The organism is Salipiger thiooxidans (genome assembly GCF_900102075.1).
In the GTDB taxonomy this organism is placed as follows: Bacteria; Pseudomonadota; Alphaproteobacteria; order Rhodobacterales; family Rhodobacteraceae; genus Salipiger; species Salipiger thiooxidans.
The window spans coordinates 279,064-289,347 of record NZ_FNAV01000008.1; the positions used below are offsets into that span (position 1 = coordinate 279,064).

9 protein-coding genes and 1 pseudogene are annotated in these 10,284 nt (G+C 68.4%); 7 read left to right on the plus strand and 3 right to left on the minus strand.

Annotated elements, in window-relative coordinates; genetic code table 11:
• Positions 1-16: 16 nt before the first annotated feature.
• Positions 17-811, minus strand: a complete 795-nt coding sequence (gene paaG / locus BLQ77_RS14205; RefSeq protein WP_207545844.1) for a 2-(1,2-epoxy-1,2-dihydrophenyl)acetyl-CoA isomerase PaaG — start codon at positions 809-811, stop codon at positions 17-19.
• Positions 812-907: 96 nt separating this feature from the next.
• On the opposite strand from paaG, the gene paaN reads away from it, so the two are divergent.
• From paaN to BLQ77_RS14240, 7 genes are all read left to right on the plus strand, one after another.
• Positions 908-2,554, plus strand: coding sequence for a phenylacetic acid degradation protein PaaN (paaN, locus tag BLQ77_RS14210; RefSeq protein ID WP_089960285.1), 1,647 nt, complete (start codon positions 908-910; stop codon positions 2,552-2,554).
• 63 nt (positions 2,555-2,617) lie between these two features.
• Complete coding sequence (locus tag BLQ77_RS14215; protein ID WP_375360203.1) at positions 2,618-3,763, plus strand: ABC transporter substrate-binding protein; 1,146 nt, start codon at positions 2,618-2,620, stop codon at positions 3,761-3,763.
• A gap of 68 nt (positions 3,764-3,831) precedes the next feature.
• Positions 3,832-4,704, plus strand: a complete 873-nt coding sequence (locus BLQ77_RS14220; protein ID WP_089960291.1) for a branched-chain amino acid ABC transporter permease — start codon at positions 3,832-3,834, stop codon at positions 4,702-4,704.
• On the plus strand, positions 4,704-5,660 hold the full coding sequence (locus BLQ77_RS14225) for a branched-chain amino acid ABC transporter permease (RefSeq protein ID WP_089960293.1): 957 nt from the start codon (positions 4,704-4,706) through the stop codon (positions 5,658-5,660). The genes BLQ77_RS14220 and BLQ77_RS14225 overlap by 1 nt, the downstream gene beginning before the upstream one ends.
• Positions 5,657-6,442 (plus strand): ABC transporter ATP-binding protein, encoded by a 786-nt coding sequence (locus BLQ77_RS14230; RefSeq protein WP_089960295.1) that lies wholly within the window; start codon positions 5,657-5,659, stop codon positions 6,440-6,442. Before BLQ77_RS14225 ends, BLQ77_RS14230 begins: the two co-directional genes overlap by 4 nt.
• A complete protein-coding gene (locus BLQ77_RS14235) occupies positions 6,429-7,130 on the plus strand; it encodes an ABC transporter ATP-binding protein (protein ID WP_089960297.1) in 702 nt (233 codons plus the stop codon). The genes BLQ77_RS14230 and BLQ77_RS14235 overlap by 14 nt, the downstream gene beginning before the upstream one ends.
• 3 nt (positions 7,131-7,133) lie before the next feature.
• The gene (locus BLQ77_RS14240) at positions 7,134-9,077 is read left to right on the plus strand and encodes a 3-hydroxyacyl-CoA dehydrogenase NAD-binding domain-containing protein (protein ID WP_089960300.1); all 1,944 of its coding nucleotides are present in this window, start codon (positions 7,134-7,136) and stop codon (positions 9,075-9,077) included.
• A gap of 135 nt (positions 9,078-9,212) precedes the next feature.
• On the opposite strand, the pseudogene BLQ77_RS29960 reads toward BLQ77_RS14240, so the two are convergent.
• Together BLQ77_RS29960 and BLQ77_RS14250 are read right to left on the minus strand one after the other, a co-directional pair.
• Positions 9,213-9,879: pseudogene (locus BLQ77_RS29960) on the minus strand (IS30 family transposase); the annotation flags it as partial.
• A 197-nt stretch (positions 9,880-10,076) separates the two neighbouring features.
• Positions 10,077-10,284, minus strand: a 208-nt coding sequence (locus tag BLQ77_RS14250; protein WP_089960302.1) for a hypothetical protein, incomplete at its 5' end; no start/stop codon positions are given.

The following is a 10,284-nucleotide window of genomic DNA, read 5'->3' on the forward strand; positions in this document are numbered from 1 at the left end:
GGGTGTCCTTCATGGCTCACTTCCCCCGGAAGCTGGCAGGACGTTTCTCGAGAAAGGCCGTGACGCCCTCGGCGTAGTCGTCGGACCGGCCTGCCTCGCGCTGACAGTCTCGCTCACGGTCGAGATGCGTGTCGAGATCGTTTGTCGCGGCCTCCTGGATCAGCCGCTTGGTGAGGCCCAGCCCCAGTGTCGGCCCGGCGGCCAGTTTCGCCGCCAGCGCCTCGGCCTCGGGGATGAGCGCGTCGTCGTCGAGCGCCTTCCAGATCAGCCCCCAGTCGGCGGCGGTCTCGGCCATCAGCGGTTCGGCGGTGAGCGTCAGCGCCTTGGCGCGCGGCTCGCCGAGAATGCGGGTCAGCGACCAGCTGCCGCCCGCGTCCGGGATCAGCCCGATCTTCGAGAAGGCCTGGATGAACTTCGCGGATTTCGCCGCCAGCACTATGTCGCAGGCAAAGGCGATGTTGGCGCCTGCGCCCGCCGCCACACCGTTGACCGCACAGATCACCGGCTTCTCGAGCGCGCGGATCAGGCGGAGCGTGGGGTTGTAGAAGGTCTCGATCGTGTGGCCGAGGTCGGGCTTCGGCCCCCCCTTGCGCGGGTCGCGGTCGCCAAGGTCCTGCCCGGCGCAGAAGCCGCGGCCGGCACCGGTCAGGAGGACGGCGCGAATCTCGGGCTCGTTATGGGCGCGCTGGATCTGCGCACGCAGCGCGAGATGCATCTCCTCGTTGAAGGAGTTGAGCTTTTCCGGGCGGTTGAGCGTCAGTTTCAGAACGCCGGAGTCCAGCTCTGCCAGTACGGTTTGCGATATCGTCATGTGGTCCTCCCGGCCCCCTCCACAGGGCCTGTGACATTTACTGTTGCATAAACCGACCGGACGGTCAATGATGCTGCTCAAGCTTTGGGAGGAGCCATGACAGACCTGTTCACCCGCCATCGGCCGTTGCTGGAAAGTGCCCTGAAGGCACTGGAAACGCGCGAATTCTGGACCCCGTTTCCCGAGGTTCCGAGCGAGAAGATCTATGGCGAGACCGCGAAGGACGAGGGCGAATCGACCTACGCCGCGCTGCTTGGCGCGGCCTTCGATCTGCCTGGCCATCCCGAGGAGGGGCGCGTCGGGGCGGAGGTATCCCCCTGGGGGCCTGCGCTTGGCATCACCTATCCCGCCGCCGCGCCCGAGACGCTGATCGCCGCCTCCGACGCCGCCTCGCCGGGCCTTGCAGACGCCTCGGTCGAGGCCCGTACCGGCGCGCTGCTCGAGGCGCTGGTGCGGCTCAACCGGATGAGCTTCCTGCTCGGCCACGCGACGATGCACACCACCGGGCAGGCCTTTGCCATGGCGTTCCAGGCGGGCGGACCGCACGCGCAGGATCGCGGGCTCGAGGCGCTGGCGATGGCCTATTCCGAGCTGACCCGCAGCGCCCGCGACGCGGTCTGGGAAAAGCCGCAGGGCCGCCACGCGCCCTTGGTGATCGAGAAGCACTGGGCGCAGGTGCCGCGCGGCATCGCGCTCACCGTGGGCTGCAACACCTTCCCGACGTGGAACGGCTACCCGGGCATCTTCGCGAGCCTCGCCACCGGCAACCCGGTGATCGTCAAGCCGCACCCGCGCGCCATCCTGCCGCTGGCACTGACCGTGCGCGTCCTGCGCGAGGTCTTCGCCGAGGCCGGGCTGCCGCAGGACGCGGTGCTGCTGGCCGCCGACGCGCCGGGCGCCGAGATCACCAGGGAGCTGGCGACCGACGAGCGCGTGGCGCTGATCGACTACACCGGCTCCACCGCCTTTGCCGACTGGATCCGCGCCAACAGCCGCGCGCAGGTCTTCACGGAAGAGGCCGGGGTGAATTCCGTGACCATCACCGGCACCAATGACTTCGCCGGGATGTGTGCGAACCTCGCCTTCTCGCTGTCGCTCTACTCGGGGCAGATGTGCACCTCGCCGCAGAACATCTACATCCCGCGCGGCGGGATCGAGACCGACGAGGGACACAAGAGCTTCGACGAGGTGGCCGCAGGGCTGACGGCAGCCATCGACGCGCTGCTCTCGGATCCGGACCGCGCCGCCGGCGTCTGCGGCACCATCGTGAACCCCGCCACGCTCGAGCGGGTCGCCTCGGCGCGCGGCGCGGGCAGGGTGGTGCGGGACAGCGGCCAGACCGGCCATGGCCGGAGCGCGACGCCGCTTCTGATCGCGGTCGAGGGCGAGGACGGCCCGCAGAACGAAGAATGCTTCGGCCCGGTCTCGTTCCTCGTGCCCTGCGACGGCGCAGAGGAGGCCATCGCCCGCGCCGCCGGCATCGCCCGCCGCAAGGGGGCGATCACCGCCGCGCTCTACGCCGCCGACGACGCGCTCGTAACGCGCGCAGCCCAGGCCTTTGCACAGGCCGGCGTGAACCTTTCGGTGAACCTCACCGGCAACATCTACGTGAACCAGTCGGCGGCCTTCTCCGACTTCCACGTCACCGGGGCGAACCCGGCGGGCAATGCCAGCCTGACCGACACCGCCTTCGTCGCGCCCCGCTTCCGGCGCGTGATGATCCGCTGGCCCAAGGCGGCCTGACCGCCTGACCGGAGCCCCGGCACCCGACTTTCGACGGACACCAATCTGGGAGGAGTTACCATGATGTCCAAGACCACCACCGCGCTTGCCACCTTCGCCGCTCTCGGCGTCCTCGCCGGCGCCGCGCATGCCGAGATCCGTCTCGGCGTCAGCGTCTCGGCCACCGGCCCGGCGGCCTTCCTCGGCGATCCCGAGGCCAAGACCATCGAGATGCTGGTCGAACAGCTGAACGAGGAAGGGGGGATCAACGGGGAGGAGATCGCCCTCACGCTCTACGACGACGGCGGCGACCCCAACAAGGCGCGCACCTTCGCCACCCGCCTCGTCGAGGATGACGAGGTCGTCGCGATCATCGGCGGCTCGACCACCGGCACCACCATGTCGATCCTGTCCGTGGCCGAGGACGAGGGCATTCCCTTCATCTCGCTGGCCGGCGCGATCTCGATCATCGACCCGGTGCGCGAATTCGTCTTCAAGACCCCGCACACCGACCGCATGGCCTGCGAGAAGATCTTCACCGACATGCAGGCGCAGGGCATCACCAAAATCGGCATGATCTCGGGCACCGACGGCTTCGGCGCGTCGATGCAGGCGCAGTGCAAGGAGGTCGCGGGCGAGCACGGCATCGAGATCCTCGCCGACGAAACCTACGGTCCGCAGGACGCCGACATGACGCCGCAGCTGACCCGCATCCGCAACACCGACGGCGTGCAGGCGGTGCTGAACCCGGGCTTCGGCCAGGGCCCGGCAATCGTCACCCGCAACGTCGCGCAGCTGGGTTTCGAGATCCCGCTCTACCAGAGCCACGGGGTCGCCTCGGACGCGTTCATCGAGCTCGCCGGCGCCGATGCCGCCGAGGGGCTGCGCCTGCCGGGCACCGCGCTGCTGATCGCCGACAAGCTGGCCGAGGATGACGCGCAATACGACGTGGTGACCACCTACACCGAGGCCTACAAGGCCAGGTACGACCAGGACGTCTCGACCTTCGGCGGATATGCCCATGACGCCTTCGCGCTGATCGTCGACGCCATCACCCGCGCCGGTGACAGCGAGGATCCGCAGGCGATCCGCGACGCGCTGGAGGCGACCGACGGCCTCGTCGGCACCACCGGCACCTACAGCTTCTCGCCCGAGGATCACCTCGGCCTCGATCTCAGCGCCTTCCGGATGCTGGAGATCAAGGACGGCGACTGGCTGGCCGTCGACTGACCCGCTTCGGTTCCGGGATCACGCGCCCGGAGCCGCACCCCAATTTCCGCATCGCCTTGGGAGCCCCGATGGACGCCCTGCTGCAATTCCTGTTCTCCGGTCTGACCGTCGGCGCCGTCTACGCGCTCGTGGCGCTGGGATTCACCATCATCTACAACGCCTCCGACGTGGTGAACTTCGCCCAGGGCGAATTCGTCATGCTGGGCGGGATGATCACCGTCTTTGCCTTCGAGGCCGGACTGCCGCTGCCGCTGGCGGCGCTGCTCGCGATCCTCGTGACCTCGGCAATCGGCGTGGCGCTCAACAAGCTGGCCATCGAGCCGGCGCGCGGCGCGCCCGTGGTCTCGCTCATCATCATCACCATCGGCGCATCCATCGTGATCCGCGGCGCGACGCAGCTGGTCTTCGACAAGCAGCTGCACCGCTTCCCGTCCTTCTCGGGCGACGATCCTATCCACGTTCTGGGCGCAACGATCCTGCCGCAGAGCCTCTGGGTGATCGGCGGCGCGCTGGCGGTATTCGTGGGCCTCTGGATCTTCTTCACCCGCACGCTGACCGGCAAGGCGGTGCTCGCCACCGCCAACAACCGCGTCGCGGCGCAGCTCGTCGGGATCAACACCGGCTGGGTGATGACGCTCTCTTTCGGGCTTTCGGCGGCCATCGGTGCCTTCGCCGGCGTGCTGGTCACGCCAATCACGCTGGTGGGTTACGACGTGGGCGTCGCGCTGGCGCTCAAGGGCTTCGCCGCCGCCATGCTGGGCGGCATGGGCAACCCCAAGGGCGCGCTGTTGGGCGGGCTCCTGCTCGGCTGCTTCGAGGCGCTGACCGCGGGCTATCTCAGCTCGCAGTACAAGGAGGCGGTGGCGTTCATCGTCATCCTCGGTGTGCTCTTCGTGATGCCGCAGGGCCTCTTCGGCAGCAAATCGACGGAGCGCGTGTGATGGCCGGCCGCAACAAATGGATTTCGCTCGGCGTGCTGGCGCTGCTCATCGCGCTGCTGCCGCTGTTCTTCCCCTCGGGCTACTACTACCGCGTCGGTGCGCTGATCTTTGTCAACGCGCTGTCGGTGGTCGGGCTCGTGATCCTGATCGGCTACGCCGGGCAGATCAGCCTCGGCCACGCGGGCTTCGCCGGGATCGGCGCCTATGCCTGCGCGCTGGCGCCCGAGCATCTCGGGCTGCATCCGGCGCTGGCGGTGCTGCTTGGCGCGGTGGTCTCGGGCGTGATGGCGGCGCTGATCGGCAAGCCGATCCTGCGGCTCAAGGGCTACTATCTCGCCGTGGCGACGCTGGGGTTCGGCATTCTCGTGTCGATGGTGCTGACCAACGAACGGGCGCTGACCGGCGGCCCGGACGGGATGAACGTCGCCGACCTCGGGCTGCGCGACCTGCTGCGCGACATGGGCTGGCGGCTCTCGGGCGGCGAGTTCTGGTACATGATCTGCGGCGTCGTGCTGCTGATCGGGGCCTGGCTCGCGCTGAACCTCTTCGACAGCCCCTCGGGCCGCGCCATGCGGGCGCTGCACGGATCCGAGGTCGCGGCCGCGACCGTCGGCGTCGACGTGCCGCGCCAGAAGCTGCGCGCCTTCGTGATCTCGGCGGTCTACGCCTCGGTCGCGGGCTCGCTGCTGGCGCTGCAGAACGGCTACATCACGCCGGACGTGGCGGGCTTCATGCACTCGGTCGAGATGGTCACCATGGCGGTGCTGGGCGGCGTCGGCTCGGTGCTCGGCGCCACCTTCGGCGCGGCGATCCTGACGCTGCTGCCGCAGGTGCTGACGGTCTTTGCCGAGTACGAGCAGCTGGTGCTGGGCCTTGTCATGGTGCTGGTGATGATCTTCCTGCCGCAGGGGCTTCTGCCCTCGATCGCGCGGCGCCTGAGGGGGAGGGGGGAATGAGCCTTCTGGACGTACAGAGCCTCGGCATCAGCTTCGGCGGGCTGAAGGCGGTCGACGACGTGAGCTTCAGGGTCGCCCCCGGCGAGATCGTCTCGGTCATCGGGCCGAACGGCGCCGGCAAGACCACGCTCTTCAACATGATCTCGGGCGTCTACCAGCCCGGTCGCGGCTCGGTCACGCTGAACGGCACCGAGGTGACCGGCATCGCCCCCAACCGGCTGGCCGAGATGGGCCTGTCGCGCACCTTCCAGAACCTGCAGATCTTCCAGGAGATGACGGTGCTCGACAACGTGCTGGCGGGGTACCACCTCAGCGAGCGCGGCTCGGTCTGGGCCGACCTGCTGTCGCTGCCCGGCATGAAGCGCCGTGCGGCCCAGGCGCGGGCAGGGGCGCGCAAGCTGCTGGAACGGGTGCGGCTCGACAAGGCCGCGGAGCAGATTGCCGGGAACCTCAGCTACGGCGCGCTGAAACGGCTGGAGATCGCCCGCGCGCTGGCGCTGAACCCGAAGATCCTGCTGCTCGACGAACCGGCGGCGGGCTGCAACGCCGTCGAGACGGAGGAAATCGACCACCTCATCGCCGAGCTCGCGGCCTCGGGCATCGCCATCCTTCTGGTCGAGCATGACATGAAGCTGGTGATGCGGATCTCGAACCACATCGTGGTGCTGGACCACGGCGAGAAGATCGCCGAGGGCGACCCGGCCACCGTGTCGCGCGACCCGGCGGTGATCGCCGCCTATCTCGGCACCGAAGAGGAGGAGCCTGCCCATGCTGACGGTTGAGGGGCTGCGCTCGCGCTATGGGCGCATCGAGGTGCTGCACGGGCTCGACCTCGAGGTCAGCTCGGGCGAGATCGTGACCGTGGTGGGCGCCAACGGCGCCGGCAAGACCACGCTGCTGAAGTGCCTCTCGGGCACCCAGCCGGTGAGCGACGGCACCATCGTCTTCCGCGGCGAGAGCTTCGCCTCGGTGCCCGCCCACAAGCGGCTGAAGCGGGGGCTCGCGCAGTCGCCCGAGGGGCGGCAGATCTTCACCAACCTCACGGTCGAGGAGAACCTGCGCCTTGGCGCTTTCCTTTTCACCGACGAGCGGGTGGACCGCGACATGGCCGACGCCTTCGCCATGTTCCCGATCCTCAAGGAAAAGCGCAACCTCGCGGCGGGCGGGCTCTCGGGCGGGCAGCAGCAGATGCTGGCCATCGCCCGCGCGCTGATGGGCCGGCCGCATTGCCTGTTGCTCGACGAGCCGTCGATGGGTCTGGCGCCGCTTCTCGTGGCGCAGATCTTCGACGTGGTGAAATCTCTCAAGGAGCGCGACGTGACGGTGCTGCTCGTCGAGCAGAACGCCTATGGTGCGCTCAAGATCGCCGACCGCGGCTACGTGATGGAAACCGGGCGGATCACCATGACCGGTGCCGCGCCCGACCTCATCGCCGATCCGCGCATCCGTGAAGCCTATCTGGGACTCTGAACCATGACACTCCTGACAGTCCGCCGCGACGGCGAGATCGCCGTCGTCACCCTCGACAACCCGCCGGTGAACGCGATCTCGGAGGCCGTCCGAAAGGAGCTCTTCGAGATGGTGGGCCAGCTCGACGCCGACCCCGGGGTGCGGGCCGCGGTGCTGATCTGCGCCGGGCGGACCTTTCTTGCGGGGGCGGATGTGCGAGAGTTCGGCAAGCCGCCGGTCGAGCCGCACCTGCCCGAAGTGGTGGACCGGATCGAGGGGGCCGAGAAGCCCTGGGTCGCGGCGATCCACGGCGCGGCGCTTGGCGGCGGCTTCGAGATCGCCATGGGCTGCCGCTTCCGCATCGCCGTCGAGAGCGCCCGGGTGGGCCTGCCCGAAGTCACGCTGGGCGTCATTCCCGGCGCCTCGGGCACGGTGCGCACGCCGCGCCTCGCGGGGATTGAAACGACGGTTGATCTGGTGACCAGCGGGCGCCCGATGCCTGCCGGCAAGGCGCTGAAGGCCGGGCTCATCGACGCGGTGGTGAGCGATCTCGAACGCGACGCGGTGGCCTTCGCCCGCGCCGCGCTCGATGCCGAACTGCCGCTGCCGGTGTCGCAGCGCCCACTCGCGCCGATGCCCGAGGCGTTCTGGCAGGACGCCCGCAAGCGCGCCGCCAAGCCCGGGCATCAGGCGCCGCTGCGCGCGCTCGACAGCCTGCGCTTCGCCACCGAACACGACTTTGCCGAGGCCATGGAGCATGAGCGCGAGACTTTCCTCGACCTGCGCGGATCGGACGAGGCAGCGGCGCTGCGGCACATCTTCTTCGCCGAGCGCGCGGCGCCGAAACCCTCCGCGCTGAAGGGCATCGAGCCGCGCCCCGTCAGGACCGTCGGCGTGATCGGCGGCGGCACCATGGGCGCGGGCATCGCCGGGGCCTGCCGCGAGGCCGGGATGGAGATCCTCCTCATCGAACGCGACGACGAGGCGGTTACGCGCGGACTGGCCAATGTCGGCAAGATCTTCGACAGCGCCGTCAAGCGCGGCAAGCTCAGCGCAGAGGACCGGGCCGGGCGCATGGCGGGCGTCCGCGGCAGCACCGATTATGCCGATCTGGCAGACGCCGACCTCGTCATCGAGGCCGTCTTCGAGGAGATCGGCGTCAAGCGCGCCGTCTTCGCCGAGCTGGGTCGGGTGTGCCGCGCGGACGCGGTGCTGGCGACCAACACCTCTTACCTCGATCCGCGCGCCATCGCCGAGGGTCTGCCGGATCCGTCGCGCTTCATCGGGCTGCATTTCTTCAGCCCCGCCCACATCATGAAGCTGCTCGAGATCGTGCCGACGCCCGACACCGCGCCCGACGTGCTCGCCACCGGGTTCGCGCTCGGTCGGGCGCTGAACAAGATGCCGGTGCAGGCGGGCATCTGCGAGGGCTTCATCGGCAACCGCATCCTCAAGCGCTACCGCGCCGAGGCCGAGGCGCTGGTGAAGCAGGGCGTTGCGATCGCCGAGATCGACGCCGCGATGCGCGGCTACGGCTTCCGCATGGGTCCGTTCGAGGCGCAGGATCTGGGCGGTCTCGACATCGCCTTCCTCCAGCGCGAGGGCGCGCGGGCCGAAGGGCAGGACGTGCCGGAAACGCTGGGCGACATCCTCGTGCGCGCCGGTCGCAAGGGCCAGAAGACCGGCGGCGGCTGGTACGACTACGCCGAGGGCGACCGCACGCCGAAACCGTCTGCCTCGGTGGCGACACTTCTTGCGGACCGCGTCTCCGGCAGCGCGGCGCTGTCGGGCCCGGAGATCGCCGACCGCCTGGTCGGCGCGATGGCCGCGGAGGGCGAGGCGATCCTGCGCGAAGGCATCGCGCAGTCCCCGCAGGACATCGACCTGGTCGAGATCCACGGCTACGGCTTCCCCCGCTGGAAAGGCGGCCCGATGTTCGCGGCGGGCATGACGGCTTCAGCTCGCTGAGGCTGACATCGGAGAGAGCCCCCTCGGCATCCGAGCCGGGGGGCAAGAACGGGTGCATGTCTGATGTGCGCCCTGTGTGCGCCACTTGAAGCGCGACTCCCATGACCTGCGCGGGGAGGGGCGTCGCTCGATTTCCTCCACTATCTTTTCGCGGAAGACCTCGGCCGGGGTCCTCCATCGAAGGCCTTTTCGAGGCGTGTCGTTGAGCTGGTCGCAGAGTTGTTTCAACTCGAGCTCTGTCATGGCCGCGACGTCTCGCTGCCTCCGAAGCCAGCGGCGGAGCCGACGGTTGGTGTTCTCGACTGTGCCTTTCTACCAGGATGAGGAGGGGTCGCAGAACCACGTTTGGGTTCCGGGCTGGGCCTGCGGGTGCGGCCATGACACGAACTCCGTCCCGCGGTCGAAGGTGATGGATCTGCGGCCCGCCACGGGCAGATCCCGCACCGCCTTCACGATCTTGCCCCTCTCGGCAGATTGCTTCGCAATCGCCTTCCGGGCAGGGCATGCCGGTTTCGTGCGCCTGTTGAGGCGGTCGACCACCGCCGCGCAGCTCGGACAGCCGGATCAACTTTCGCCGTCGGGCGCGCCGACTGGTGGCTTTCTGATGCGCGACCATCCCATAGTAGCCACCGAGACAGGCGACCTCTTCAGTGTCTGCGCCAAAAGCATTGCGCTTGATCTCGCGGTGGACGGTCGAACGATGCCGACCGATCTCTGCGGCAATCCTGCTGACCGGCAGCTTTGCGTTTGGCAGGTCTTCGATCCTGCGCCGCTCACGCAGATCCAGCTCTTTGTGCGCCATCGTCCGTTCTCCTTGCTTTCCAGCAAGATAGGGGATTTGTCGCAACCCAGTTTAGAATGTGCCCCCTCGGCAGACAGTGTTGCAACCAAGTTGAAATGTCTTCGGCTGCGCAAACCAGAAATGTCTCACCGAGGGTGGAGAAGCATGGCCGGGCAGGGCGAAGACCCCACATATCGCAGCCCTGATCGGCCATGCGTTCAGAGCCGGAGCTTGCGGCGCTCCTTTGCGCTGTAGAAGGCACGGAAACCTTGCTCATCGAGGAGCTTCTCGAAGGCCCGCCAGGCAAGGCCGTCGGCAAAATATGGAGGGTTGTCCAAGATCGTCAGCGTCCCGAAGGCGTTCTCCACTGACAGGATCCACGAAGGATCGTCTGAGGTTCGGTAAATCTCCACGGTGAAGCGGTGG